Consider the following 26,371-nt stretch of genomic DNA (forward strand, 5'->3'; position numbering starts at 1 on the left):
AGACTGGAAGCCGTGAGATGCCTGGTCACCGGCGCGACAGGTTACATCGGCGGACGTCTGGCGCCCCGCCTGCTGGCACAGGGGTACGACGTGCGCTGCCTGGCCCGACGGGCCGGACGGCTGCGTGACGTGCCCTGGGCCGGGCAGGTCGAGATCGCCGAGGCGGACCTGAGTCGGCCGGAGACCCTGCCTGCGGCGTTCGACGGTGTCGACGTGGCGTACTACCTCGTGCACTCGCTCGGGCAGGCCGGTTTCGAGGCCACCGACCGGCAGGCCGCCACGAACTTCGCCACCGCGGCCCGGACTGCCGGCGTACGCCGGATCGTCTATCTGGGCGGTCCGGAGCCGGCGGCGGACGACCCGGCCACCTCGGCGCACCTGCGCTCGCGCAGCGAGGTGGGGCGGATCCTGCAGGCCAGCGGGGTGCCGACGGTGGTGCTGCGGGCCGCGGTGATCATCGGCTCCGGGTCGGCGTCGTTCGAGATGCTGCGCTACCTGACCGAGCGGCTGCCGGTGATGGTCACCCCCCGCTGGGTGGCCAACCGGATCCAGCCGATCGCGGTCCGCGACGTGCTGCACTACCTGGTCGGCTGCGCGAGCCTGCCGGCCGAGGTCAACCGGGGCTTCGACATCGCCGGCCCCGACGTGCTCACCTTCGGCGAGATGATGCAGCGCTACGCCCGGGTCGCCGGGCTGCCCCGCCGGCTGCTGCTGCCGGTCCGCCCGCTGACTCCGACGCTCTCGTCGTACTGGGTCGGGCTGGTCACCCCGGTACCCAACGCGCTGGCCCGGCCGCTGGTGGCCAGCCTGATCCACGAGGCCGTCGCGCACGAGCACGACATCGCGGCGTACCTGCCGGACCCGCCGGGCGGGTTGACCGGCTTCGACGAGGCCGTCGAACTGGCCCTGGCCAAGGTCCGCGACGCCCAGGTGGAGACCTGCTGGTCCACGGCAGCCGGACCGAACGCACCTGCCGAGCCGTTGCCCAGCGACCCCGACTGGAGCGGCGGCACCGCCTACACCGACGTACGGGAACGGCCGGTGGCCGCCTCACCGGAGGCGCTGTGGCAGGTCATCGAAGGCGTCGGTGGCGAGCACGGCTGGTACTCGTTCCCGCTGGCCTGGTCGGTACGCGGCTGGCTGGACAAGCTGGTCGGCGGGGTGGGACTGCGCCGGGGTCGACGCCACCCGCACCAGCTGCGGGTGGGCGAGGCGCTGGACTTTTGGCGGGTCGAGGAGATCGTGCCGGGCGAGTTGCTGCGGCTGCGCGCCGAGATGCGGCTACCCGGCCGGGCCTGGCTGGAACTGCGGGTGCAACGCGGCGACGACGGTGGCGTCCGCTACCGGCAGCGCGCCGTCTTCCTGCCGCACGGTCTGGTCGGGCACGCCTACTGGGCTGCGGTGGCACCGTTCCACGCCCTGGTCTTCGGCGGTATGGCCCGCAACATCACCGGCCGCGCCGAGCGGTAAGGAAGGGCCCCTTCTTATCGCCTTCTGTAGAGCAGGGGCCCCTTCTTAACAGTCAGGCTCAGGCTCAGTTGCCGGTGCGTTCGCCGGTGACCCGCCAGGCCGTCGTGTCGCTGGGCGGCACGAAATCGCGGACCGGCTGGTCCCGCAGGGCGAAGGCGAGGATCTCCCCCACCGAGTCCACCATCGCCCGCTGCACCGCGTGACCCACCGCGTCCTGGGGATCGTCCGGGTTGGCCGCCATCGCGGCGACCGCCAACTGGGGGGTGAACGCGACCACCGTCTCCGTGGCGTACCGCTCGGAGCTGCCGGTCTTGCCGCCCACCGGCCGATTGAGCTGGCCACGCAGTCGGGTGGCCGTGCCGCCGTCGCAGGTGTGGTACATCGACTGGTCACCGACCGGGCAGCGGGCCGCGTCCACCGCCGCGCGGGACACGTCCACGTCGAGCACCTGCCGGCAGTCCGGTTGCCCGGCGCCGACCCGCCGTCCGGTGGCGTCGGTGATCAAGGTGATCGGGGTGGGGGCGCACCAGATCCCCTCCGCCGCCACCGTGGCGTACGCCCCGGCCAGGTCCAGCGGGGTGGTGGCGGCCACGCCGAGCGTGAACGGCCCCCAGTCACGTGCCCCGTGCCGGGCCAACTGGGCGTCGTCCTGGGCCCGCAGCACGATGCCGAGCCGTTCGGCCATCTCCACCACCCGGTCGGCACCGACCTGCTCGGTCAGCCAGGCGAAGTAGGTGTTGACCGACTGCCCGAAGGCGGTCCACATGTCATGCTCGCCGCTCATCGCCGCGCTGGCGTTCTCCGGGCACCAGTACCCGCCGCAGCTGGTCTCGCCGCTGATCTGGTACCTGGTGAGGATCCGGTCCGGCGCGTCGAACACGGTGTTCAACGGCAGCCCGGCCTCCAGCGCGGCCAACAGCGTGAAGAGCTTGAACGTGGAGCCGCCCTGGTAGCCGACGATCGTGCCGCCGCCGGCGACGAGCTGGTTGACGGTGTTCGGGTGGTTCTTCTGCCCGGACGGGTTCGCCGCCACGCTGTAGGTCCGGTTCACCGACAAGGCCAGCACCCGCCCGGAGCCCGGCTGGACGACCGCGGTCGGCATCGCGTACCGGGCCTGCGCCGAGTAGACCCGGCGCACCTGCTCGGTGGTGGAGCGCTGCACCGCCGGGTCGAGGGTGGAGACGATGGTGAAGCCGCCCCGGCGCAGGGTGCGCTGCCGCTCGTCGACGGTGCTGCCGAACGCCCGCTGGTCGTTCCACCAGCGGGTGAACCAGTCACAGAAGAAACCCCAGTCGTTGTGACCCTCGGGCACCGCCGTGCAGTCGTTCGGGGTCTCGCTCGGGCGCAGGTTCAACGGCTCGGCCTGGGCGCGCTGTGCCACGTCGGGCGGGACCTGGCCGGACTCGACAAGCCGGTCCAGGACGTACCCCCGGCGGGCCGTCGCGCTGTCCGCGTCGCCGTGGATCGGGTCGTCGGTGTGCGGCGAACGCACCAACCCGGCCAGCAGCGCGGCCTGCGCCAGCGTCAACTCGGCCGGCGAGACCGAGAAGTAGCGCTTGCTGGCGGCGGCGATGCCGTACGCGCCGGCACCGAAGTAGGCGATGTTGAGGTACCGGGTCAGGATCTGGTCCTTGGTGAGTTCCCGTTCCAGGGCGAGCGCGTACCGGATCTCCTGGATCTTGCGGGCGGTGCTCACCTCGGTGGCGGCGGCCCGCTGCGCCTCGCTGAGCCGGGGATCGTTGCTCAGCACGTTGCGGACGTACTGCATGGTCAGCGTGGAGGCGCCCTGCCGGGTGGTGCCGTCGCGCCGGTTGACGGTGAAGGCCCGCAGGATGCCGCGCAGGTCGACCCCGCTGTGCTCGTGGAAACGGGCGTCCTCGGCGGCGATGATCGCCTGGCGCATCACCGGCGCCACCTCGTCCAGCGGCACGTCCACCCGGTCCTCCTGGTAGAAGGAGGTGATCAGCGTGGTGCCGTCGTTGGCGTACAGGTTGGACCGCTGGGCGGTCGGCGGCGTACGCAGCGTGTTGGGCAGGTCCGCGTACGGCGCGGAGAGCGCCGAGAGACCGATGCCGTACACCAGCGCGGCGGGCAGCGCCGCCACCGCCAGCGCCAGACCGGCCAGCGCGCCGGCCAACAGGACGGTAAACACTTTCGGCAGCAACGCCCGGGTCATCAGCTCTCCCCGCAGGAGCCGTCAGGACCCTCTCAGAATGGCGCTTTTCACCCCGTACGCCGCCCTTTCCCCCGAATACGGAGGAAATTCACCGATCAGGGCAGCAATGCCGCCGCGAGCGGCTGAACGGTCTCCTCGATCTCGTCCGCCACCCGGGTGAAGCACTGGTCACCACGGCCCCACGGATCGTCGAGGTCGTCGCCGGGCAGCAACGCGCTGCCCTGACGGGCCGCGTGTGCCGCCTCGACAAGCGCCACCCCACGGGCGTGCACCGCCTCCGGCGTCGCCTCGGCGGCCGGCAAGGTCGCCGGATCCAGTGTCGCCAGCATCCGGCCGAACTCGCCAAGCACGAAGGTGCGCGACGCGGCGTCCGGACGCAGCGCCACCACGTACTCCTGCTGGTCGGCGGTGGCGGTCAACACCAGATCCGCCGCGTCGATGTGATCCGAGCGCAGCTTGCGGGCGGCGAACCCGGCGGTGCTGCCGCCCCGGTTGACCACCTGCCGCGCGGCCGGCGGATTCATCTCCTCACCGGCGTGCCAGCCGCCCGTGCCGGCACTGTGACTGTGCAGCACCTCGTCGGCGCGGGCCGGGTCGACGTCGCGCCGGACCAACCGCTCCCGTACGGCGACGACGAGCAGCCGCTCCGCCATCGGCGAGCGGCAGATGTTGCCCATGCAGACGTGCAGGACGGTGAACGGGGGCATCTACGCCACCTGACTCTCGCGCAGCTCCGGAACCACTTCGCGCAGCTTGGCCAGCCCGATGCCGCCCTCCCGGACGAGCACCGGCACGTCACCGGTGAGATCCACGATCGTGCTGGGCACCGGATCCACGGCCGGTCCCGCCTCCAGGTACGCCCGCACCGAGTACCCGAGCTGGTCACGCGCCTCGTCGGCGGTGAGCGCGGGCTGCTGGCCGAACTTGTTCGCCGACGCGACCGCCATCGGGCCCGTCTCGCGCAGCACCTCCAGCGCCACCGGATGCAGCGGCATCCGTACCGCCACCACCCCGCTGTCGTCGCCGAGATCCCAGCGCAGACTCGCCGAGTGCTGCACCAGAATCGTCAACGCGCCCGGCCAGAACGCCTCCACCAGGTCTCGCGCCGCGGTCGGCAGCGAAAAGACCAGGCCGTCGAGGGTGTGCCGGGAACCGATCAGCACCGGCGGCGGCGAGTGCGGGGCATCCTTGGCGTCCAGCAGGGCCCTGACCGCGTACGGGGTGAAGGCGTCCGCGCCGATCCCGTAGACCGTGTCGGTCGGCAGGACCACCAACTCGCCGTTGCGGACCGCCTCGATGGCCGCAGCGATGCCGCGGTCCCGGTCGGCCATTGACCGGCAGTCGTAGAGCATCACGAGGAGTCAGTCTGCCACGTGCCGGCCGGACCGGCTGCCGGGTGGTCCGCACGGCGGGACGCGGTGGCGAACCGGGCCCGCCCGGCAAGATCCCGGTGCGCGCTGATCGCGGTGTAGCGACCGTCCTCGGCAAGCAGCTCGGGCACCGCCGCGCCGTGCGTGTCGTCGTGTTCCACGCCGAGCTGACCGCCCGGCCGCAGCAGCGTCGCCGCCCGCTCGATCACCGGACGGATGACGGTCAGGCCGTCCGCCCCACCGAACACCGCCTCCGCCGGGTCGTGCCCGGCCACCTCCGGCGGTACGGCCACCGCCTGCGGCACGTACGGCGGGTTGCACAGCAGCACGTCGACCTGACCGACCAGCCCGGCCAGCAGGTCGGGGTCGGTGACGTCCGCCTCGACCACCTCGATCGCCCGGTCCCCCGCCGCAGCCCGGTCGGCGGCGTTGCGCCGCAGCCAGGCCAGCGCGGCCGACGAGCGCTCGACCGCGACCACCCGGGCGTCCGGCACCTCCTGGGCCACCGACAGCGCGATCGCCCCGGACCCGCTGCACAGGTCGACCACCAACGGCCGGGGTCGGGCCGCCCGACGGGCCTGTTCGATCCCCCAGCCGGCGAGCAGTTCGGTCTCCGGGCGCGGGACGAAGACACCCGGTCCGACCGCCAGCTCCAGATGCCGGAAGGCCGCGTTACCGGTGAGGTGCTGCAGCGGCTCCCGCCGTGCCCGCCGATCCACAAGCGCTCGGTAACGATCCAGTTGCTCGTCGGTGAAACCGTCGGCGATGGCCAACCGGCCCCGCGGCACCCCGAGCACGTACGCGGCCAGCAGCTCCGCCTCCACCCGGGCCGAGGTCACCCCGGCGGCGAGCAGCTCCCGGGCCGCGACGGCCACCAGCGGAGACGGGCGGTGTCGTCTCGTACCTTCGGACGGGTATTGCGGCTCGGTGGTCACGCCATAATCATGAATCGTCGCGGTGCACGTGCAAAAGCAGGTGCAGCGGCGCACCGACAGGAGGTCGCGGGTGGGCTGGCTCGACCGGGTCGACGACCAGGTTGACGCCCTGAAAAAGGCGCGGGCGCTCCAAGAGGTGAGCCGCTCCACAGAGGCGTACGCGATCCTGGAGCAGGTGCTGCGTACCACAAGCGCTCCCCACGCCCGTGCCGATGCGCTGGTGCAGCGCCTCTCCGCGCTGATCAACCTGGGCCGCACGGCCGAGTACACCCGGGCCATCGAAGAGGCGTCCGCCGCGGTACGCGATCTCGCCGAGCCCTACCTGCACGGGCACCTCAACGCGCTGGCCGCGCTCGCCGCACACCACCAGGGCGCGCTGGACCGCTGCGTCACCCACCTGGTGCGCTCCGCCCGCGCGTTGGGGGCGGTGGACGACCCGGATCGGGACACCGCCTGGGGCTGGCACGACCTGGCCATGGCCTACTCCTACCTGAGCTTCCACGGCTACGCCCTCGGTGCGATCGAACGGGCCCGGCAACTCGGTAACGCCGCCGGCATCCCGGAGGAAACGTTCGCCGCCCCGGGCATCCGGCTGCGCAACGCGGTGGCCCTCGACCACACCGGCGACGGTGACGGCTGCCTGCGGGTGCTGCGGGACATCGCCACCGACCTCGACCGGTTCATCGCCACCGGCACCGCCGACCGGCTGCGCCCCAGCAGCCTCGCCGCCTACGGCTACGCCGGGGCCCGGCGAGCCGCCCTGGGCGACGTCGTCGAGACCGTCCGCGGCGCCGACCCGGCCCGGCTGCTCGGGCACGGGGCGGACAGCGCCCGCGCCCGCGACATGCGCCAACTCGGCCAGGTCTGCCTGGCCATCGCCGACGGCCGCCCGATCGAGGCGGTCACCCGGTTGGGCAGCGTGCAGGTCAGCGCCGAAACCCTCGGTGCCGCCGAGCCGGCCCGGCTGCGCAGCATCGCGCTGGGTCGGGCCGGAGACCACGCGGGCGCGCACCGGGCCGACCGGTTGGCCTTCCGACTCGCCGCCCAGCGTCACGACCGGCTCCGCGACGTCTACATCGACGGCATCGCGGCCCGCATCGACCATGAGGAGATGCGCCGCGAGGCGGCCCGTTTCGAGGGTGAGGCGCTCACCGACCCGCTGACCGGGCTGCCGAACCGCCGCCGGCTGGAGCGCTACATCGCGGCAGTGGTCGCCCGGGGCGAGCGGGTGGTGATCGGCGTCTGCGACCTGGACGGCTTCAAGGCCGTCAACACCCGACACGGGCACCACTCGGGGGACCTGGTCCTCCAGCGGATCGCCGGGGTGATCAACCGGGTGATGCGTCGGGGTGACTTCGTGGCCCGCTACGGCGGCGACGAGTTCGTGGTGGTGCTGCCGGGCGCCGGGATGACCGAGGCCGCCGAGGTGGCCCGGCGCATCGACGCCGCCATCCGCACCGAGGACTGGGAGTCGCTGGTGCCCGGCACCCCGGTCGGGGTCAGCATCGGGTTCTCCGAGGTCGCTCCGGGTGGTCCGGGGCAGCGGGACGCCCTCGGCGCCGCCTTCGAGGCGGCCGACCGGGAGATGCTGCGGGCCAAGGATCGCCCCCGCAGCGCCTGAGTGGGCTGGGCAGCCTGAGCAGGCTCAGCGGCGGGCGAGTTCCGGATCGCCGGCCAGCCGGGCGGCCCGGTCGGCCTCGCTGAGCGCGTCCAGCACGCCGTCGAGTTCGCCGGCGAGCGCCAGGTCGAGGTTGTACGCCGTGTAACCGATTCGGTGATCGGTGATCCGGTTCTGCGGGAAGTTGTAGGTGCGGATGCGCTCCGACCGGTCGACCGTGCGCACCTGGGCCTTACGCGCGTCCGAGGCGGCCGCGTCGGCCTGCTCCTGGGCGGCGGCGAGCAACCGGGCCCGCAGGATCCGCATCGCCTGTTCCCGGTTCTGCAACTGGGACTTCTCGTTCTGGCAGGACACCACGATGCCGGTGGGCAGGTGGGTGATGCGTACCGCCGAGTCGGTGGTGTTCACCGACTGGCCGCCGGGCCCGGACGAGCGGAACACGTCGATCCGCAGCTCGTTGGGGTCGATGGTGACGTCGACCTCCTCGGCCTCCGGCAGCACCAGCACCCCGGCGGCACTTGTGTGGATGCGGCCCTGCGACTCGGTGACCGGCACCCGCTGCACCCGGTGGACGCCGCCCTCCCACTTGAGCCGGGACCACACGCCGTTGCCGCCCTCGGGAACACCCTTGGTCTTGATGGCCAGCGAGACGTCCTTGACCCCACCGAGGTCGGAGTCCTGGGCGTCGATCACCTCGGTGAGCCAGCCGCGTCGCTCGGCGTACCGGGTGTACATCCGCAGCAGATCGCCGGCGAACAGGGCCGACTCCTCGCCGCCCTCGCCGGCCTTGATCTCGACGATGACGTCCTTGGCGTCGTGCGGATCGCGCGGGATCAGCAGCTCGGCCAGCCGTTCCTCCAGCGCGGGCAGCTCCGCGGCGAGCGTCTCGGCCTCGGCCGCGAAGGACGGGTCCTCGGCGGCCAGCTCCCGCGCCGCGGCCAGATCCGCCCGGGCCTGTTCCAGCTCCGCGGCGGCCTTGTGCAGCGGGACCAGCTCGGCGTACCGCCGGCCGACCCGCCGGGCGGTGCCCTGGTCGGCGTGGATGGCCGGGTCGGCCAGCCGCTTCTCCAGCTCGGCGTACTCGTCGAGGAGCCGGGCCAGGCGCTCGCTGCTCATGCGGGGCATCGCTCCTTCGACGGTGGCGGCAGGCGGGAACAGACGGACGACGCCCGCGTCCGGCGAGAACCGGACGCGGGCGTCGGACCAGGAGCTACTTGGCCTTCTTGGCCTGAACCTTGGCGTACTTCTGCTGGAACTTCGCGACCCGACCAGCGGTGTCCAGGACGCGCTGCTTGCCGGTGTAGAACGGGTGGCAGGCGCTGCAGGTCTCGACGTGGATCGAGCCGCCCTTGGCGGTGCTGCGGGTGCTGAAGGTGTTGCCGCAGGAGCAGGTGACCTCGGTGGTCACGTACTCCGGGTGGATGTTCTGCTTCATGTCGCCTCGGTCCTCTCGTCGTGGTCGCCGGGTCGCCCTGGCGCGCCGCTGCGCGCCGATCAAGGGGCGTGAACCGGAACCGGTGGCCGATTGACCAGTCTGCCATGGCCCTCGGCGGGCCCCGGAATCGGGCCACGCCAGCTGGTCGCCGGTAGCAACATCAGGCCATCCGTACGCATTCCCGCCCCCCGCCCGCAGCATTCCTCCACCCGCCGCATCCATCCCACCGGCTCGATTCCGGCGACTCCACCCCCGGCTGCTCCACCCCCTCCGCCGGCCCCTCAGCCGCGCGCACCGCTCGGCGGAGATAGATACCCACCTCCTTGGCCCCTTTGCTCTGCTTCAACCGACGCATCGTTTTCGACCGGTTTTCGGTGCGTGGGGTGAAGCAGAGCAAAGGGGCAGGACCCAGGTGTACGAGCGGCGTGCGGAGACGCCCTGCTCGCGCGACCGGGGTGCCGACGAGGACCGGGGTGGCTACACGGAAGGGGCGCGGCCGATCGGCCGCGCCCCTTCCGTCGATCTTCGTCGGTGGAACTACTCCCCCGGCGTCGACTTCGCGATCTGCATCAGGAACTCGATGTTCGTGCGGGACTGCTTGAGCCGGTCCAGCAGGAGGTCGAGCGACGCCTGCGAGTCCAGCGAGTGCAGCACCTTGCGGAGCTTGTGCACGATGGCCAGTTCCTCCGGCGCGAGCAGGATCTCCTCCTTGCGGGTGCCGGAGGCGCTGACGTCCACGGCCGGGAACGTCCGCTTGTCGGCGATCTTCCGGTCCAGCTTCAGTTCCGCGTTACCGGTGCCCTTGAACTCCTCGAAGATGACCGTGTCCGCCATCGAACCGGTCTCCACCAGCGCGGTGGCGAGGATGGTCAGCGAGCCGCCGTTCTCGATGTTGCGGGCCGCGCCGAGGAAGCGCTTCGGCGGGTACAGCGCGGTGGAGTCGATACCACCCGACATGATCCGGCCGCTGGCCGGCGCCGCCAGGTTGTACGACCGACCGAGCCGGGTCACCGAGTCGAGCAGTACGACCACGTCGTGGCCCAGCTCGACCAGGCGCTTGGCCCGCTCGATCGCCAGCTCGGCGACCGTGGTGTGGTCCTGCGGCGGACGGTCGAACGTGGCCGCGATGACCTCGCCCTTCACCGAACGCTGCATGTCGGTGACCTCTTCGGGCCGCTCGTCGACCAGCACCACCATCAGGTGGCACTCCGGGTTGTTGTGCGTGATCGCGTTCGCGATCGCCTGCAGCACCATGGTCTTACCGGCCTTCGGCGGCGAGACGATGAGCGCCCGCTGCCCCTTGCCGATCGGCATGACCAGGTCGATGACCCGGGTGGTCAGGATGTGCGGCTCGGTCTCCAGCCGCAGTCGCTCCTGCGGGTAGAGCGGGGTGAGCTTGTAGAACTCCGGCCGCCGCTTGGCCTCGTCCGGCTCCATCCCGTTGATGGTGTCCAGCCGGACCAGGGGGTTGTACTTGTCGCGACGCTGCTCGCCGTCCCGGGCTGCCCGCACCGCACCGGTGATCGCGTCACCGCGCCGCAGGCCGTACTTCTTGATCTGGGACATCGACACGTACACGTCGTTCGGGCCGGCCAGGTAGCCGGTGGTCCGGACGAAGGCGTAGTTGTCGAGCACGTCGACGATGCCGGCCACCGGCACGAGCACGTCGTCCTCGCCGACCTGCGGCTCACGGCCGCCGCCCTCGCCGCCGGACTCACCGCGCTCGTTACGGCCCCGCCGACGGTCCCGGAAGCGACTACGCCGACTGCGCCGGCCGCCGTTCTCGTCATCGTCGTCGGTGTTGTTGTCCCGCTCGGTACGCTGCCCGCGCTCGCCACGGTCCCCGCGCTCGCCGCGTTCGGCGGCACGCTCACCACGGTCTCCGCGCTCCGTACGCTCACCGCGCTCGGCACGCTCACCGCGCTCGGCGCCACGCTCGGCACGCTCACCGCGCTCGGCACGGTCACCGCGCTCCGCACGCTCGGCACGGTCACCGCGCTCGGCACGATCGCCGCGCTCGGCGGCACGCTCACCGCGCTCCGCACGCTCTCCGCTGCGATCGGCCGTACGCTCGGCACGCTCCGCAGCACGCTCACCGCCACGCTCGGCAGCGCGGCTGGTCCGGCCCTCGCTCCGCTCGCCGGTCTCGGCGGCGGCCTCCTCGGCACGCGGTTCCGCCACGGCGGTGGCCCGCGTGCGCCGGGTCCGGGTACGGCCCTCGGTCTCCACGCTCGCCGCTGGCTGCTCGGCGGCGCGGCGCCCGGCCTCCGGCCGCTCACCCGTCTCGCGTACCTCGGCGTGGACCTCTTCGCGAGCGGGCGCAGCGGCCGCCGCGACCTCGGCCCGTGGTCGAGGGGCGCCCGCGGCGCTGCCCTGCCGCTCGGTGATCGCGCTGATCAACTCGCCTTTGCGCATGCGAGCCGTCCCCGAGATGCCGAGCGACGCAGCCAGGCTCTGGAGCTCCGGCAGCAGCATCGCCGACAAGCCGGTGCCGCTGCGCCGGCGGCGGGCAGGAGCAGCGGTGGTGGCATCGCCAGCGACGTTGGAAACATCCGACGTCACGTCGGTGGTGTCGCTCAATGGATTCCTTCCCTCGATAGGCCGGGACTGCCCGGAATCGAACTACAGGTGGCCGGGCGGCCTCGGTGCACCCGCCTCGCATGACGCTTCGCGGGAGTCTGTGACACAGCAGCCGGTCGGTCGCCCGACCCACCAGGAAAGCGGTGAGCGGGGCTTCGCCGTCTGCGGCGACCAGTGAAGACTGCGGTGCGGCGTGGCCTAGGCAGGGGTGACGGGCTTACCGCCGAAAGCTTCGGGGGTGCGCCGACCCGCAGGAGATCGCATGCTTCGCGGCTGTGCTAAGTCTAGAGCGTAATCAACTCTTGCGACCTGCGGCAACAGGGTCCCGCTCCGCGTGTCCGAGTCTACCTTGCTCGACCTGTGCCCCGCGCACGTCTACCGGCAACCGCAGAATCTGCCAATCTGTTCCCGCCTCGAACCCTTCGGGCAGGTCAGACAGGGCGAGCACGGTCGGTCCCGCCCCACTGACCACGGCCGGCACATCGGCCGCACGCAACGCTTGGACCACGGTGGCCGTACCGGGCATCGAGGCCGCCCGGTAATCCTGGTGCAGTCGGTCGACGGTGGCCGGCAGCAACAGATCCGGCTGCGTGGTCAACGCGTGCACCAGCAAGGCCGCCCGGCCGGCGTTGAGCGCGGCGTCGCTGTGCGGCACGGTCGCCGGCAGCGCCGCCCGGGCGGAGGCGGTCAGGCCACGCTCGGTGGGCACCAGCACCGTGGGGCGTACGCCCTCGGCCACCGGCAACGACACGGCCCGCGCGCCGGAGGGCTCCGTCCAGGCCAGGGTGAACCCGCCGAGCAGGCAGGGCGCCACGTTGTCGGGATGGCCCTCGATCCGGGCGGCCAACCGCAGCGCGGCGTCGTCGTCGAGTCGCTGGGCCCCGTCGGTCACCAGGGCTCGGGCCAGCAGCACCCCGGCGACGATGGCGGCCGAGGAGGAGCCGAGCCCGCGGGCCTGCGGGATCCGGTTCACGCACTCCACCGCCAACCCGCACGGCTGCCCGCCGAGTTCGTCGAAGGCCGCCCGCATCGCGCGTACCACCAGGTGGCTGTCGTCGCACGGCAGGTCACCGGCGCCCTCACCGGCCACGGAGACGGTCACGCCGTTCGTGGTCACCTCGGCGGCCACGTCGTCGTGGAGCGCGAGGGCGAGCCCCAGCGCGTCGAAGCCGGGCCCCAGGTTCGCGCTGGTGGCGGGGACCCGGACCCGGACCGGGCCGGCGGCGAATGTGGTCGGCACGCCGCCCATGCTAGGGCTCGACCAGCGCGGTTCGGCGCGGATGCCCGACCCCTGAGACGCACCTCGCGCCCGTACACACTTGCTCGAAGGCTCTACGCCGGCCGAAGCGCACTGGTCTTCCACCGACTCGCAGGCGCCTCCCACCGACTCGCGGTGGCGGACGGGTGCCGCGTGGGTCTACCGGGTGCCGGTCTCGGCGACGGTCGGTTCCGGTGCGGCCAGCGAGAGCCGTCGGGTGGCCAGCCGCCAGCCGATCGCGTAGGTCAACGTGACCAGGCCGCAGCTGGCCAGCACGACCCGTTCGTCCACCACGTCGATGACGGAGGCGACCACGAGTTGGCTGACCGAGATGGCCAGGGTCGCCAGCATCATGTCGGTGGCGAAGACCCGGCCGCGCAACCGGTCGGGCACCTCGCCCTGCAACGCGAAGTTGGACATCACCCAGTTGCTGCCACCGGCGAAGTGCGCCACGAAGACCAGGATCAGCACCAACGGGAACCAGGACACCACGGAGGTGCCCAGGTAGGCCAGCCCGTACGCCGACATGGACAGTGCCAGCCCCGGCAGCAGCCAGGCCCGGTTGGTCAGCACCCGACGCATCAGGATCGGGCCGACCAGCGCGCCCGCGCCGCGTACCGCGAACAGCAGGCCGGCGCCCAGCGGGCCGACCCCGTACAGCCCGGCCAGCAGGGGAAAGACGGTCAGGACGCCATTGCCCAGCCCGACCGCCGACTTCACCGTGACCAGGGCCAGCACCCGTGGGCGGTGCCCGATGTAGCCCAGTGCCTCGCGGATCGCCGTCCAGGTCTGCGGCACCGGCGCGTTCTTGTCGCGGGGTGCCTGCAACGGCCGGCGGATGCGCCCGGCCAGGACCGCGGCGATCACCAGGCCGACCGCGGCCACCCAGAAGCAGACGTACGGGCCGGTGGCGGCGGCGAGCACACCGCCGAGTGAGGCGCCGACGATGGTCATGGTGCCCCAGGCCGATCCGGCCACCGCGTTACCCGCGGCCAACTCCTCCGGTTCGAGGACGTTGGGCAGGGCGGCCTGTGCGGCCGGGGAGTAGAACGCCTTGGCCACCGCGACCACGCCGATGCCCAGCATCGCCAGCCAGGCCGTACCGGCGCTGCGTACGCCGAGCAGGAGCAGCACACCGACGAGCGCGGCACCGTTCGAGATGATCATGATCTTGCGGCGGTCGAACCGGTCGGCGATGGTCCCGGTGTACGGCAGCAGCAACGCCACGATGCCGGTGTCCACAGCCAGCACCAGCGCGCCCCACACGCCACTACCGGTCAGCTTCGGCAGCAGGACGAGCAACGGCACCATCACGAACCAGTCGGCACCGAAGACCACCAACTCGGCCAGGAACAGATTGCGAAAGTTCCGGTTGCGAGTGAGGACCGAGAGGGTGGACGTCACGAGGCGGACCATACCTGGCAGGCGTCGCCGACTGAGTCGCGGCGCGGACATCGACGGAGATACGCCACGATCGCGTAACCAGGACCACCGCCGAGATACGGCCGGGGTCGAAGGTACGCACGGGTTCAGAGGTACGCACGGGCCGCAGGACGCCGACGCCCCCAGCGGTTGCCGGGGGGCGTCGGGCCTGGTGCTGTCGGGCCGTTACTCCGCGGGTGGGAAGGGTGAGTTGCGGCTCTTGGGCAGCCGGAGCACCTCGAACTGGTCGGTGCCGTCCACCAGCGCGCCGGACGGCGCCGCCGGCACCGGACGGCTCTGCGCCGGGCGCTTGTCGGTCGCCGCCGGCCCCTGCGTGGCGCGTTCGGTGGTGGGCGACTGCTCGCCGTCCGGCTTCGTCGCGTCGGTGTCCGACACGGCTGGACCGGAGTCGGAGGCGCCACCGGAACGACCCGCCCGCCAACTGCGCACCGACTGCTTAGTGTCCTCCACCATCGCGTAGAGGGTGGGCACCAGGATCAGCGTGAGCAGGGTGGAGCTGAGCAGTCCGCCGATCACCACGATCGCCAGCGGCCGGGAGATGAAGCCACCCTCGCCGGTGAGCCCGAAGGCCATCGGCGTCAACGCGAAGATGGTGGCGATGGCGGTCATCAGGATCGGGCGCAACCGGTGCCGTCCACCCTCGACGACCGCCTCCCGTACGCCCATCCCCTGCGCCCGGTACTGGTTCATTAGGTCGAGCAGCACGATCGCGTTTGTCACCACGATGCCGACAAGCATGAGTACGCCGATCAGCGCCGGCACGCTCAACGCCGTCCCGGTGGCCAGCAGCAGGGCGACCGCCCCGGTGGCCGCGAACGGGATGGAGACCAGCAGGATCAACGCCTGCACCACGCTACGGAACGTGGCCATCATGATCAGGAACACGATCGCGATCGCGGCCAGCACGGCCAGGCCCAGATCGGCGAAGGTCTCCCGCTGCTCGGCGCTGACACCGCCCAGGGTCAACGTGGCCCCCGGTACGTCGATCGCGTCGAGCCGCTGCTGCAACTCCGTGCTGATCGCGCCGAGATCGGAGCCGGTCACCGTACCGGTCACCGAGACGCTGCGCTCGCCGTCGATCCGGCGTACCTGCTGCGGCCCTTCGGTCTCGGTGACCTCGGCGATGTCGCCGAGCTTGACCGGGCCGACCGGCAGTGCCTTCAGCTCGTCCACCGTCAGCGGCGGCTTCGCCGACAGGCGCAGCACCACGTCCCGGCTGCCGCCCTCAATGGTCACCTGCCCCACCGGCGTGCCCCGGAACGACTGCGCCACCAGTTGGCCGACCGCCGCCTCGGTGAGCCCGGCCCGGCTGGCCGCGACCCGGTCGACCGCGACGTCCACCCGGGGCACCTGCTGGGCGAGGGTGGTCGAGACGTCCTCGACGCCGGAGATGCCGGCCAGTGCCACCCGGGCCTGCTCGGCGGCGGTGGCCAGCGTCTCCTGGTCGGCGGCGCGCACGATGACCGCCAGTTCGTTGGCGGACGCGCCGCCCTGACCGGCCGGGAAGGTGATCTCGCCGGCCGTCGCACCGAGCGAGGTGAACCGGTCGCGCAGGATGCCACGCATGGCCTTGGCGTCGGTCTCGCCGTCGAGCCGCAGCGCGTAGTTGGCCACGTTGTTGCCGGCACTGCCGGTCCACGGGCTGTCCCCACCCCCGGCGGTGACCTGGTACGACTCGACGCCCGGGGTGTCCGCCAGCACCGCCTCGACGCGGCGGGCGGCGGCGTCGGTGCCGGCCAGCCCGGTGCCCACCGGCAACTCCTGCCGGATGTTGAGGGTGTCCTGACCGGAGTCGTCGAGGAAGTTGCTCTCCAACTGCCGGGCCAGACCGAAGGTGCCGAAGAGCACGAGCACGCCCACGGCCAACGTGGCCCAGCGGTACGCCCGCCGGCCGGTGGCGAACCGGATCACCGGCAGGTACGCCCGCTGCAACGGGCTGCGCAGCTCGCGCTCCTCGGCGGCCCGTCGGATCGCCTCGCCGTCGGCACCGGCAACCGGCTTGAGGAACCAGTACGCCAGCACCGGGATCACCGTCAGCGACACCAGCAACGAGGCGAGCAGCGCCACGGTGACCGTGATCGCGAACGGCGCGAACAGCTGCCCGACGAAGCCGCCGACCAGGGCGATCGGGGCGAAGACGGCGACCGTGGTGAGGGTGGACGCGGTGACCGCCCCGGCCACCTCGCGGACAGCGGTGAGGATCGCCTCCCGCTTCGGTTCGCCGTACGTCAGATGCCGTTTGATGTTCTCCAGCACCACGATCGAGTCGTCCACCACCCGGCCGACCGCCACCGTCAGCGCGCCGAGGGTGAGCAGGTTGAGCGAGTAGTCGCCGATCCAGAGGGCGAGCAGCGCGACCACCACCGACAGCGGGATGGAGACCGCGGTGACGATCGTGGACCGGATCGACAGCAGGAACACCAGGATGACCACCACGGCCATGATCAGACCCAGCAGGCCCTCGGTGCTCAGCGTCTTGATCGACTTCTCCACGAACGGCGCCTGGTCCAGCACCACGGTCAGCTCGGCCCCGGTCGCACCGCGCAGGTCGTCGAGCCGGTCGGCGACCGCGTGCGAGATCTGGACCGCGTTGCCGTCCGGGTCGGCGGTGACCGCGATGCCCAGGCTCTCCCGGCCGTTGGTACGGGTGATCGCGGTGGGTGGCGTCAGCTGCTCCTCGACCGTGGCGACGTCACCGAGCCGGACCGGACCGGCCTTCTTGACCGGCGGGGCGACGATCACGTCCCGCAACTCGTCCAACGTGGTCAGCGGGGCACCGACCTGCACCGGAAGGCTGCGCTCGCCGTCCAGCACGGCACCGGCCGGTACCGCCACCCCGTTGGCCTTCAACGCGGTGGTGATCGCGGTCGGCTGCACCTTCGCCTTCGCCAGCTTCGCCGGATCCGGCGTGATCACCACCAGTTCGTCGCGGACCCCTGTCAACTCGACGCCACGTACGCCCTCGATCGCCGCCAACTCGGGCACCACGACGTCCCGCAGCTTCGACGCGAGTTCCCGCTCGTCACCGCCGCCGGACGCGGCCAGCACCACCGCCGGCAGGTCGTCGGTGCTGCCCGCGAAGACCTGCGGGTCGACGCCGTCGGGCAGCCGGGTGCGGTTCAGCGCGGTCTGCATCTTGCTGACCACGTCGTCCAGGTCGGTACCGAACTCGTACTGGACGGTGATGGTGGTCAGGCCCTCGCGGGAGGTGGAGGTGACCGTGTCCAACGCGGGGATGCCCCGCAGGCTGTTCTCGATCGGCTCGGTGACCTGGGACTCGACGACCTCGGGCGCGGCACCGGGGTACGAGGCGACGATGAAGGCGGCGGGAAACTCCAGCGAGGGCAGGAGTTGCTGCTTCAGCGACGGCACGGCGTACGCACCGAACGCCGTGGTCACCACCGCGATGAGGGCTACCAGCCCCCGGTTGGCGAGGCTGAATCTGGCGAGCAGCGACATCGGCGTGACTCACTCCTGGGGGAGACGGTCGTGGGGCACGAGCAGTGTGCCCGACCCGATCCGTCCGTCGATTTCCGGGGCGGTACCGATTCGCAACGATGTCACCAGATCCCGATACACCTCGTCGCCGTCGAGCAACGCCGGGTGAACACCGGCCGCCAGCCTGGACCCGGCCCCTTCACCACGCCCCACCTGAGCAGTTGATCAAGAGGCTTGCGTCGGGAACGCCGCCGGCCACGACGCCAACTTCTTGATCAACGCGGCGGGCGGGGTGGGGGTGGGGAGAGCCGGGAGGGCGGGGGTCAGGCGAGGTCTAGGGAGCGGGCGGCGGCCAGGGGGTCGTTGGCGATGGTGACCGGGGAGGGGGCGGTGGAGATGGCCCACTCCGGGTCCTTGAGGCCGTGGCCGGTGACCGTGCAGACGACTGTGGAGCCGGCCGGCACCCGGCCGGCGGCGGCCTGCTGGAGCAGACCCGCCACGCTGGCCGCGCTGCCCAGCTCGACGAAGACACCGACCTCCCGGGCCAGCAGCCGGTACGCGGCGAGGATGTCCCGGTCGGTGACCGCGTCGATCAGGCCGCCGGAGGCGTCCCGGGCGTCCAGGGCCTTCGTCCAGCTGGCCGGGTTGCCGATCCGGATGGCGGTGGCGATGGTCGACGGCTCGGGCACCACCTGGCCGGTGACGATCGGCGCGGCACCGGCGGCCTGGAAGCCGTACATCCGGGGGGTGCGGGTGGCGTTGCCGGCCGCGACGTCCTCCGTGTAGCCCATCCAGTACGCGGAGATGTTGCCGGCGTTGCCGACCGGCAGGCAGTGGATGTCCGGCGCGTCGCCGAGCGCCTCGACGATCTCGAACGCCGCCGTCTTCTGGCCGTGCAGCCGGTCGATGTTTACCGAGTTGACAAGCGCCACCGGGTAGTCCTGGGCGAGCTTGGCGGCCAGCGCCAGGCAGTCGTCGAAGTTGCCGGTGACCTGGAGCAGCTTCGCGCCGTGCACGAGCGCCTGGGCCAGCTTGCCCAACGCGATCTTGCCCTGCGGCACCAGCACCGCGCAGGTCACCCCGGCACGGGCCGCGTACGCGGCGGCGGAGGCGCTGGTGTTGCCGGTGGAGGCGCAGATGATCGCCTTGTTGCCGGCCTCGACCGCCTTGGAGACGGCCATCGTCATGCCACGGTCCTTGAACGAGCCGGTCGGGTTCGCGCCCTCCACCTTGAGGTAGACGTCACAACCGAGCCGGGCGGAGAGCACCGGCGCGGGCAGCAGCGGGGTGTTCCCCTCGTGCAGCGTGACAACCGGCGTGGCGTCGGTGACCGGCAGTCGGTCCCGGTAGGCGTCGATCAGGCCCCGCCACATGTCGTTCTCCTCGTCTCAAAGTCTGCCGTGTCGGCCACTACCAGCCTCGCGCGGCCGTGCCGACCTCCTGTCGGCGCACCCACGCCCACCCACCTGGCGGGACACGCAGGCCACCCCACCAGTCAACCAGCCCGACCCGACCACCCGGCAGCGGCCGTACGGCCAGGTCAGGTCGGGTCAGGTCGCCATCGCGAGCCGCGTGCTCAGAAGCCGCCCTCGACCCGCAGCACGCTCGTCACCGACCGGACGATCTCCAGACCGCGCAGCTCGTCGACGGTGGCAGCGAGCGCCGCGTCCGGTGCCACGTGGGTCACGATCACCAGTACCGCGTCGCCGTTGCCACCGCCCGCCGGGCCCTGCCGCACGGTGGCGAGGGAGACCTCGTGCCGGGCGAACACCCCGGCCACCGCCTCCAGTACGCCCGGACGGTCGGCCACGTCGAGGCTGATGTGGTAGCGGGTGAGCGCCTCCCCCATCGGTCGCACCGGCAGCGCCGCGTACGAGGACTCGCTTGCCGAACGGACCCCGGCGAGTCGGTTGCGGGACACCGCCACCACGTCACCGAGCACCGCGCTGGCGGTCGGCGCGCCACCGGCACCCCGCCCGTAGAACATCAGCTGACCGGCCGCGTCGGCCTCCACGAAGACCGCGTTGAACGCGTCACCGACGCTGGCCAGCGGGTGGGTCAGCGGGATCAGTGCCGGGTGCACCCGGACGTTGACCGACTCCTGGCCCTGCGCGTCGGTGCTCCGGGCCGCGATGCAGAGCAGCTTGATGGTGCAGCCCATCGCCTTGGCGCTGGCCACGTCGGCGGCGGTGACCTCGGTGATGCCCTCCCGGTGCACGTCGGCCGCGCCGACCCGGGTGTGGAAGGCCAGCGAGGCGAGGATGGCGGCCTTGGCCGCCGCGTCGAAGCCCTCCACGTCGGCGGTCGGGTCGGCCTCGGCGTACCCCAGCGCGGTCGCCTCCTCCAGCGCCTCGGCGAAGCCGGCGCCGGTGGCGTGCATGGCGGAGAGGATGAAGTTGGTGGTGCCGTTGACGATGCCGGTGACCTGGGTGATCCGGTCCCCGTGCAGCGACTCGCGCAGCGGGCGCAGCAGCGGGATCGCACCGGCCACGGACGCCTCGTAGTAGAGGTCACCGCCGCCCTCGACCGCCGCGTCGTGCAGCGCACCGCCGTCCTCGGCGAGCAGGGCCTTGTTGGCGGTGACCACGCTCTTGCCGGCCCGCAGCGCCTCCACCAGCCAACTGCGCGCCGGCTCGATGCCGCCGACCACCTCGACCACCACGTCGACGTCGTCGCGCTTGATCAGACCGAGCGCGTCCGTGGTGAACAGCGCCGGGTCGACCGGCAGCTCACCTCGGTCACGACCGATCCGGCGTACGGCAATGCCGGCGATCTCCAGCGGGGCACCGATCCGGGCGGCGAGGTCAGCGGACTGCTCGTGCAGCAGCCGGACCACCTCGGCACCGACGGTGCCACAGCCGAGCAGGGCCAGGCGCACAGGTTGTTTCATCCCACATCCAAGGCGAGCAGGTCAGCTTCGGTCTCCCGCCGGACGATCAGCCGGGCCTGGCCGTCGCGTACCGCGACCACGGGGGGTCGGGGTACGTGGTTGTAATTGCTGGCCATGCTGCGGCAGTAGGCACCTGTGCCAGGCACCGCGACAAGATCTCCGGGCTGCACGTCCGCGGGCAGGAATTCATCCTTCACCACGATATCCCCGGACTCACAATGCTTTCCCACCACGCGGGCGAGCATCGGCTCGGCGGTGCTCGCCCGACTGGCCAGGGTGGCCGAGTACGAGGCGTCGTAGAGGGCGGTGCGGATGTTGTCGCTCATCCCGCCGTCGACGCTGACGTACGTCCGGATGCCATCGACGTCCTTGACCGTGCCCACCTCGTAGAGCGTGAACACGGCCGGGCCGACGATCGCCCGGCCCGGCTCGATCGACAGGTGCGGTACGGCCAACTGCTCCGCCGCACACTCCGAGTCGACGATCTTGCGCAGCCGCTTGGCCAGGTCGTGCGGGGCGGCCGGGTCGTCCTGGCTGGTGTACGCGATGCCGAAACCGCCACCGAGATCCAACTCGGGCAACTCCACCCCACGGGCGTCGCGGATCTGCGCCTGAAGGGCGAGCACCCGACGGGCGGAGACCTCGAACCCGCTGGTGTCGAAGATCTGCGAGCCGATGTGCGAGTGCAGCCCGCGCAGCTCCAGCACGCCCTCGTCGAGGATCCGCAGGGCGGCGGCGATGGCCGCGCCGCCGGCGAGGGAGAAGCCGAACTTCTGGTCCTCGTGGGCGGTGGCGATGAACTCGTGGGTGTGTGCCTCGACACCGACGGTGACCCGGATCAGCACCCTCGGGCGGACCGCCCGCTCCCGGGCCAGCGCGGTCAACCGGTCGATCTCGGCGAACGAGTCGACGATGATCCGGCCGACGCCCGCGTCCAGCGCCCGCCGCAGTTCCGCCTCGGACTTGTTGTTGCCGTGGAAGCCGATCCGCTCCGGCGGCATCCCCGCGGCCAGCGCCACGGCCAGCTCACCACCGCTGCACACGTCGAGGAACATGCCCTCCTCGGCGATCATCCGGACCACTGCCCGGCAGAGGAACGCCTTGCCGGCGTAGTAGACGTCCTCGGTGGGGAAGGCCGCCCGGAAGTCCCGGCAGCGCGAGCGCAGGTCGCCCTCGTCGAGTACGTAGACCGGGGTGCCGAACTCGGCCGCGATGTCGCGTACCCGCAGGCCCGCGACGACCAGGTCGCCGTCGTCACCGCGTACCGTGTTGCGTGGCCACAGTTGCGGCATCAGGGCGTTGACGTCGGCCGGGGGACGCAGCCAGGCCGGCCCCCGGTTGCCGATGTCGCCGTGCAGCGCACCGGCCTCATGAGCACGCATGTAGCGATTACATCCTCTCCGGGGCCGAGACGCCCAGCAGGCGCAGGCCGTTGGCGATGACCACCCGGGTGGCGTCGTTGAGCCAGAGCCGGGCCCGGTGCAGGTCGGTGACCTCCTCGTCACCGCGCGGCAGGATCCGGCAGTTGTCGTAGAACCGGTGGTACGCCCCGGCCAGGTCCTCCAGGTAGCGGGCCACCCGGTGCGGCTCGCGCAGCTCGGCGGCGGCGGCGACCACGGCGGGGAACTCGGCGAGCGCCTTGAGCAGCTCGTTCTCCTTGTCGTGGTCGAGCAGCTCGGGCCGGAACGCGTCGACGTCGCCCCGGGTCAGCCCGACCTCGGCGGCGTTACGCCCGACACTGGCCGTCCGGGCGGCCACATACTGCACGTAGTAGACCGGGTTGTCGCGGGTGGCCCGGGTCCACAGCTCGATGTCGATGTCGATCGGGGAGTCGCTGGAGTAGCGGGCCAGGGCGTACCGGGAGGCGTCCACGCCGATCGCGTCGACCAGGTCCTCCAGCGTGATCACTGTGCCGGCGCGCTTGCTCATCCGCACCGGCGCGCCGTCGCGGACCAGGTTGACCAGCTGGCCGATGAGGATCTCCAGGTTCTGCGCCGGGTCGTCGCCGAAGCAGGCGGACATCGCCTTCATCCGGCCGATGTAGCCGTGGTGGTCCGCGCCGAGCATGATCACGACCCGGTCGAAGCCACGCTCGCGCTTGTCCAGGTAGTAGGCGCAGTCCGCGGCGAAGTACGTCCACTCGCCGTTGGACTTGCGCAGCACCCGGTCCTTGTCGTCACCGAAGTCGGTGGTACGCAGCCAGGTGGCGCCGTCGGCCTCGAAGATGTGCCCCTGCTCCCGCAGCCGGTTCAGGGCGTGCTCCAGCTCACCCCGGTCGTGCAGGTCCTTCTCGTTGAAGTAGGTGTCGAACTCCACCCCGAAGTCCCGCAGTGAGGACTTGATCTCGGCGAACATCAGCTCGACGCCCTCGACCCGGAAGACCTCCTGGGCGGCGTCCTCGTCCAGCGACAGCACCTCCGGCCGACGGGCGGTCACCTCGTTGGCGATCTCGGCGATGTACGCCCCGCCGTAGCCGTCCTCCGGGGCGGGCTCCCCCTTGGCCGCGGCGAGCAGCGAGCGGGCGAACCTGTCGATCTGGGAGCCGGCGTCGTTGAAGTAGTACTCCGTGCCGACGTCCGCGCCGGCGGCGCGCAGCAACCGGCTCAACGCGTCGCCGACCGCCGCCCACCGGACCCCGCCGATGTGCACCGGGCCGGTCGGGTTGGCCGAGACGAACTCAAGGTTGATCTTCAGGCCGGCGAGCACGTCACCCCGGCCGTACTCCTCGCCCGCGGTCACGATCGTGCGGGCCAGCTGGCCCGCGGCGGCGGCGTCGAGCCGGATGTTCAGGAAGCCCGGACCGGCGATCTCCACCGACTTGATCCCCGGCGTGCTGCCGAGTTTGGCGGCCAGGTCGCCGGCCAGCTCGCGCGGCGGTACGCCCACCTTCTTGCTCAGCTGCAGCGCCAGCGTCGAGGCGTAGTCGCCGTGATCGGGATTACGCGGTCGCTCGACCGTCGTCTGCTCCGGCAGCGCCGAGCGGTCCAGGCCTCGGTCGGCAAAGACGGCGTGAGCGGCGGCTAGGACAGCTTCGGCGAGTTCTGCGGGAGTCACCGAACCATGTTATCGGGGGTAGACTCGGCCTCCGCGGCGGCGACCCGGCATCGGGGGCTGGGCCGCCGGATCCCCTGACCGACCGACCTGACGAGGACCGATGAGCATCAGCACCCCGGGCGGCCCGCAGCGGCGCCCGACCGTGGTCAGCACCGGCAAGAAGCCGGCGGCGGGCCGGCCGGCCGCCGACACCAAGGCCGCTTCCACCAAGCCGGCGACACCCAAACGTGCTGGTGGGGGCGGTAAGGGACCACGCAAGCCAATCACCCCCGTCAAGGTCAGCCAGGGCCGCTCCTGGGGCCCGATCGCCCTCTTCGTCGCCGTCGGCGTGCTCGCCACGTCGATCATCGGGTACGGCGCCTGGGCGGCCATCCGGGGTGCCCAGACCTGGGAGGAGAAGGCGGCGCAGATCGAGGGCATCGTCAACTTCCGCGAGACCGACCCGGAGGCCATCTCCAACTCGGAACACCGGTCCGGCAAGCAGGAGTACGCGCAGAGCCCGCCGGTCGGCGGCCCGCACAACAACACCTGGCAGCGCTGCCTCGGTGACGTCTACGACGCGCCGATCGCCGCCGAGCACGCCCTGCACAGCATGGAGCACGGTGCGATCTGGCTCACCTACCGCCCCGACCTGCCCGCCGCCGACGTGGAGAAGCTGGCCGACGTGGTCCGCGGCAACGACTTCATGATGATGAGCCCGTACGAGGGCCTCGACAAGCCGGTCTCGATCCAGGCGTGGGGCTACCAGCTCAAGGTCGACAACGCGGACGACCCGCGGATCAAGGAGTTCGCCACCACGCTGGCGCAGAACGCCACGGTCGAGCCGGGTGCCACCTGCTCGGCCGGCAACTACACCACCGGCACCGGCACGGAGCCGCGTGACCTCCAGCCGTCGATGGGCGGCTGACATGCCCAGCGCGGTGCAGGAGACGGCGGTCGAGGAGCGGGCCGCCTCGGCCGAGCCACGGCCGGGGTCCCCGATGCTGCGCTACCTTACCCTGGCCATGACGGCGTTGCTGCTGCTCGGCATCGGCTGGACGGCCGCCACGCTCTATGCCGGGCGCACGCCGGGCGAGACGTCGGCCGAGGCCGGGTTCGCGCGGGACATGTCCCGCCACCACGCCCAGGCGGTGGAGATGGCCATGGTCGCGTACGCCAAGGGCCAGGATCCGGCGGTGCGGCAGATCGGGTACGACATCGCCCTGACCCAGCAGGCCCAGATCGGTCACATGCAGCGCTGGCTGCAGGAGTGGGACCTGCTGCCGACCGGCTCCCGGCCGGCCATGGAGTGGATGCCCGACGGGGTCACGGTGGACGCCAACGGCCTGATGCCCGGCATGGCCACCCGCGAGGAGATCGCCAGCCTGCACGAGGCCCAGGGCGCCGAGGTCGACCGCCTCTTCCTCGACCTGATGATCAAGCACCACATCGGCGGCGTGCACATGGCCGACGGGGTGCTCGACGCCACTGACCGCCCCGAGGTGGTCCGGATGGCCCAGTCGATGAAGCAGGGGCAGCAGAAGGAGATCAACGAGTTGCGGAAGCTCCAGCAGGGCGTCGGCTGACCCCTGTCACCCGCGCCTGACCGGTGCCGCCCCGCTCGACGTCGAGCGGGGCGGCACCGTTTTTCCAGCTGGTGAACGTCGACCCCGGTCGACACCTCCGCCGCAAGGCACCCGGTATCAGGCCCTCCGTCATGGCTTGGTGGCATACGACCGATTTTCCCTCTAGGGGTTACTTAGAGAGAAGTGCGCTCGTTGTCCAGGACGTGGGGGTTGCACTCAGAGACGCACGGCGTTCCGTCACCAGCTGGTGCCGGCGCCACACCATCGGCGGTGACGGGACGGTGGCAGCCGTCCGTCGCGGACAGCGGCAGGGTGAGCCGGGATCGCTCAGCCGCGAACAGGAGCTGGAACTCATCGACACCCTGCGGGGCGTCCACCCCGACGAGTTCGGCCTCGACGAGGAGCTGTGGACCCGACAGAGCCTGCAGGCCCTCATCCAGCAGCACTTCGGGCTGACCATGGAGAACGGTGCGGTCGGGGCGTACCTGCGGGCCTGGGGGTTGGGTCCCCGCGAGCCCCGCGAGCGGGCCTGCGGCCTCTGCGTCGGCGCGGTCGAGCGCTGGGTGCGCAGCGAGTACCCGGCGATCACCCGGGCTGCCCAGGAGCACCTCGCCGAGGTCTACTGGCTCGGCCGGGTGCGGCTGCGGGGCACCATGCCGGCCGCCGATGTGATCTCCGCCGTCTCGTCCCGGGGACGGGTCCGGTTCATGATCACCACACCGACGCTCGACCCGGCGCTGCCCCGGGACTTCGTCCTGCGGCTCAGCGGCGCCGAGCAGCGGACCGTACACCTGATCGTGGACGGCTCCTGGGCACGCAACGAATGGCCCCGCCGGCTGCCCCGGCGCATCGTGCCGCACCCGCTGCCGAGCTGCGGCCGCACCGCGGCCGCCTGACCCGAACCTCGACCGACCAGGGCGGCCCGAAGGTCGGGTCGGTCTCGACACGCGTGGACAACCGACCGCCAGCCACGCCGCCGACGGCCGGGTGTACCGATTCGGCGATCCCAGGAGGAGTTTGCTAGTCTTCTCCAGTCGCTGAGCCCCCGTAGCTCAGGGGATAGAGCACCGCCCTCCGGAGGCGGGGGCGCAGGTTCGAATCCTGCCGGGGGCACCAGATGTGACAAGCACACGAAGGCC

At 71.7% G+C, this 26,371-nt stretch carries 19 protein-coding genes and 1 tRNA gene; 6 read left to right on the forward strand and 14 right to left on the reverse strand.

The features are described 5' to 3' along the window. Positions 1 to 12: 12 nt before the first annotated feature. The gene (locus VAB18032_RS24630; protein WP_013735645.1) at positions 13 to 1,470 is read left to right on the forward strand and encodes an SDR family oxidoreductase; all 1,458 of its coding nucleotides are present in this window, start codon (positions 13 to 15) and stop codon (positions 1,468 to 1,470) included. Positions 1,471 to 1,534: 64 nt separating this feature from the next. Here VAB18032_RS24630 and VAB18032_RS24635 read toward each other — a convergent pair whose 3' ends face one another. From VAB18032_RS24635 to prmC, 4 genes are all read right to left on the reverse strand, one after another. Beyond that, complete coding sequence (locus tag VAB18032_RS24635; RefSeq protein ID WP_013735646.1) at positions 1,535 to 3,646, reverse strand: transglycosylase domain-containing protein; 2,112 nt, start codon at positions 3,644 to 3,646, stop codon at positions 1,535 to 1,537. Positions 3,647 to 3,741: 95 nt separating this feature from the next. Then, a complete protein-coding gene (locus VAB18032_RS24640) occupies positions 3,742 to 4,353 on the reverse strand; it encodes an arsenate reductase/protein-tyrosine-phosphatase family protein (protein ID WP_013735647.1) in 612 nt (203 codons plus the stop codon). After that, positions 4,354 to 4,998: an L-threonylcarbamoyladenylate synthase gene (locus VAB18032_RS24645; protein ID WP_013735648.1), complete on the reverse strand. Its 645-nt coding sequence runs from the start codon at positions 4,996 to 4,998 to the stop codon at positions 4,354 to 4,356. Beyond that, complete coding sequence (gene prmC / locus VAB18032_RS24650; protein ID WP_169804623.1) at positions 4,998 to 5,951, reverse strand: peptide chain release factor N(5)-glutamine methyltransferase; 954 nt, start codon at positions 5,949 to 5,951, stop codon at positions 4,998 to 5,000. Before prmC ends, VAB18032_RS24645 begins: the two co-directional genes overlap by 1 nt. A gap of 70 nt (positions 5,952 to 6,021) precedes the next feature. Between prmC and VAB18032_RS24655 the strand changes: the two genes are divergently transcribed. Then, positions 6,022 to 7,572, forward strand: coding sequence for a GGDEF domain-containing protein (locus VAB18032_RS24655; protein ID WP_013735650.1), 1,551 nt, complete (start codon positions 6,022 to 6,024; stop codon positions 7,570 to 7,572). A gap of 24 nt (positions 7,573 to 7,596) precedes the next feature. Here the strand turns inward: VAB18032_RS24655 and prfA are convergent, their stop codons facing one another. From prfA to argS, 10 genes are all read right to left on the reverse strand, one after another. Further along, complete coding sequence (prfA, locus tag VAB18032_RS24660) at positions 7,597 to 8,685, reverse strand: peptide chain release factor 1 (RefSeq protein WP_013735651.1); 1,089 nt, start codon at positions 8,683 to 8,685, stop codon at positions 7,597 to 7,599. Between the two features lie 94 nt (positions 8,686 to 8,779). Continuing rightward, positions 8,780 to 9,004 carry a 50S ribosomal protein L31 gene (rpmE, locus tag VAB18032_RS24665; RefSeq protein ID WP_013735652.1) on the reverse strand — a complete coding sequence of 75 codons (225 nt, stop codon included), beginning with the start codon at positions 9,002 to 9,004 and terminating at the stop codon, positions 8,780 to 8,782. A 537-nt stretch (positions 9,005 to 9,541) separates the two neighbouring features. Next, positions 9,542 to 11,584, reverse strand: coding sequence for a transcription termination factor Rho (gene rho, locus VAB18032_RS24670; RefSeq protein ID WP_013735653.1), 2,043 nt, complete (start codon positions 11,582 to 11,584; stop codon positions 9,542 to 9,544). A gap of 295 nt (positions 11,585 to 11,879) precedes the next feature. Continuing rightward, entirely contained in the window at positions 11,880 to 12,833 is a 954-nt protein-coding gene (gene thrB, locus VAB18032_RS24675; RefSeq protein ID WP_013735654.1) for a homoserine kinase, read from the reverse strand. A 168-nt stretch (positions 12,834 to 13,001) separates the two neighbouring features. Next, positions 13,002 to 14,246 (reverse strand): MFS transporter, encoded by a 1,245-nt coding sequence (locus tag VAB18032_RS24680; RefSeq protein ID WP_043725652.1) that lies wholly within the window; start codon positions 14,244 to 14,246, stop codon positions 13,002 to 13,004. A 204-nt stretch (positions 14,247 to 14,450) separates the two neighbouring features. Next, the gene (locus VAB18032_RS24685) at positions 14,451 to 17,744 is read right to left on the reverse strand and encodes an efflux RND transporter permease subunit (RefSeq protein ID WP_013735656.1); all 3,294 of its coding nucleotides are present in this window, start codon (positions 17,742 to 17,744) and stop codon (positions 14,451 to 14,453) included. A gap of 302 nt (positions 17,745 to 18,046) precedes the next feature. Continuing rightward, positions 18,047 to 19,096: a threonine synthase gene (thrC, locus tag VAB18032_RS24695; protein WP_013735658.1), complete on the reverse strand. Its 1,050-nt coding sequence runs from the start codon at positions 19,094 to 19,096 to the stop codon at positions 18,047 to 18,049. 203 nt (positions 19,097 to 19,299) lie between these two features. Further along, positions 19,300 to 20,601 (reverse strand): homoserine dehydrogenase, encoded by a 1,302-nt coding sequence (locus VAB18032_RS24700; RefSeq protein ID WP_013735659.1) that lies wholly within the window; start codon positions 20,599 to 20,601, stop codon positions 19,300 to 19,302. Positions 20,602 to 20,609: 8 nt separating this feature from the next. Beyond that, positions 20,610 to 21,995 (reverse strand): diaminopimelate decarboxylase, encoded by a 1,386-nt coding sequence (lysA, locus tag VAB18032_RS24705; protein ID WP_013735660.1) that lies wholly within the window; start codon positions 21,993 to 21,995, stop codon positions 20,610 to 20,612. 7 nt (positions 21,996 to 22,002) lie between these two features. Further along, positions 22,003 to 23,667 (reverse strand): arginine--tRNA ligase, encoded by a 1,665-nt coding sequence (argS, locus tag VAB18032_RS24710; RefSeq protein WP_013735661.1) that lies wholly within the window; start codon positions 23,665 to 23,667, stop codon positions 22,003 to 22,005. Positions 23,668 to 23,767: 100 nt separating this feature from the next. Between argS and VAB18032_RS24715 the strand changes: the two genes are divergently transcribed. The 4 genes from VAB18032_RS24715 to VAB18032_RS24730 all read left to right on the forward strand — a co-directional run bounded on the left by VAB18032_RS24715 (position 23,768) and on the right by VAB18032_RS24730 (position 26,348). Beyond that, positions 23,768 to 24,574 carry a thioredoxin-like domain-containing protein gene (locus tag VAB18032_RS24715; protein WP_013735662.1) on the forward strand — a complete coding sequence of 269 codons (807 nt, stop codon included), beginning with the start codon at positions 23,768 to 23,770 and terminating at the stop codon, positions 24,572 to 24,574. Between the two features lies 1 nt (position 24,575). Continuing rightward, positions 24,576 to 25,232 carry a DUF305 domain-containing protein gene (locus tag VAB18032_RS24720; RefSeq protein ID WP_013735663.1) on the forward strand — a complete coding sequence of 219 codons (657 nt, stop codon included), beginning with the start codon at positions 24,576 to 24,578 and terminating at the stop codon, positions 25,230 to 25,232. Between the two features lie 203 nt (positions 25,233 to 25,435). Continuing rightward, complete coding sequence (locus VAB18032_RS24725; protein WP_043721798.1) at positions 25,436 to 26,128, forward strand: winged helix-turn-helix domain-containing protein; 693 nt, start codon at positions 25,436 to 25,438, stop codon at positions 26,126 to 26,128. A gap of 145 nt (positions 26,129 to 26,273) precedes the next feature. Continuing rightward, positions 26,274 to 26,348: transfer RNA gene (locus tag VAB18032_RS24730), tRNA-Arg, on the forward strand. Positions 26,349 to 26,371 lie beyond the last annotated feature (23 nt).

The organism is Micromonospora maris AB-18-032, from assembly GCF_000204155.1.
Lineage (GTDB): Bacteria > Actinomycetota > Actinomycetes > Mycobacteriales > Micromonosporaceae > Micromonospora > Micromonospora gifhornensis.

Excerpts from the sequence above, each read along its gene's own strand:
- VAB18032_RS24635 (WP_013735646.1), bottom strand. The coding sequence starts at position 3,646 with ATGACCCGGGCGTTGCTGCCGAAAGTGTTTACCGTCCTGTTGGCCGGC.
- VAB18032_RS24640 (WP_013735647.1), bottom strand. The coding sequence starts at position 4,353 with ATGCCCCCGTTCACCGTCCTGCACGTCTGCATGGGCAACATCTGCCGC.
- VAB18032_RS24645 (WP_013735648.1), bottom strand. The coding sequence starts at position 4,998 with ATGCTCTACGACTGCCGGTCAATGGCCGACCGGGACCGCGGCATCGCT.
- prfA (WP_013735651.1), bottom strand. The coding sequence starts at position 8,685 with ATGAGCAGCGAGCGCCTGGCCCGGCTCCTCGACGAGTACGCCGAGCTG.
- rpmE (WP_013735652.1), bottom strand. The coding sequence starts at position 9,004 with ATGAAGCAGAACATCCACCCGGAGTACGTGACCACCGAGGTCACCTGC.
- thrB (WP_013735654.1), bottom strand. The coding sequence starts at position 12,833 with ATGGGCGGCGTGCCGACCACATTCGCCGCCGGCCCGGTCCGGGTCCGG.
- VAB18032_RS24685 (WP_013735656.1), bottom strand. The coding sequence starts at position 17,744 with ATGTCGCTGCTCGCCAGATTCAGCCTCGCCAACCGGGGGCTGGTAGCC.
- thrC (WP_013735658.1), bottom strand. The coding sequence starts at position 19,096 with ATGTGGCGGGGCCTGATCGACGCCTACCGGGACCGACTGCCGGTCACC.
- lysA (WP_013735660.1), bottom strand. The coding sequence starts at position 21,995 with ATGCGTGCTCATGAGGCCGGTGCGCTGCACGGCGACATCGGCAACCGG.
- VAB18032_RS24715 (WP_013735662.1), top strand. The coding sequence starts at position 23,768 with ATGAGCATCAGCACCCCGGGCGGCCCGCAGCGGCGCCCGACCGTGGTC.
- VAB18032_RS24720 (WP_013735663.1), top strand. The coding sequence starts at position 24,576 with ATGCCCAGCGCGGTGCAGGAGACGGCGGTCGAGGAGCGGGCCGCCTCG.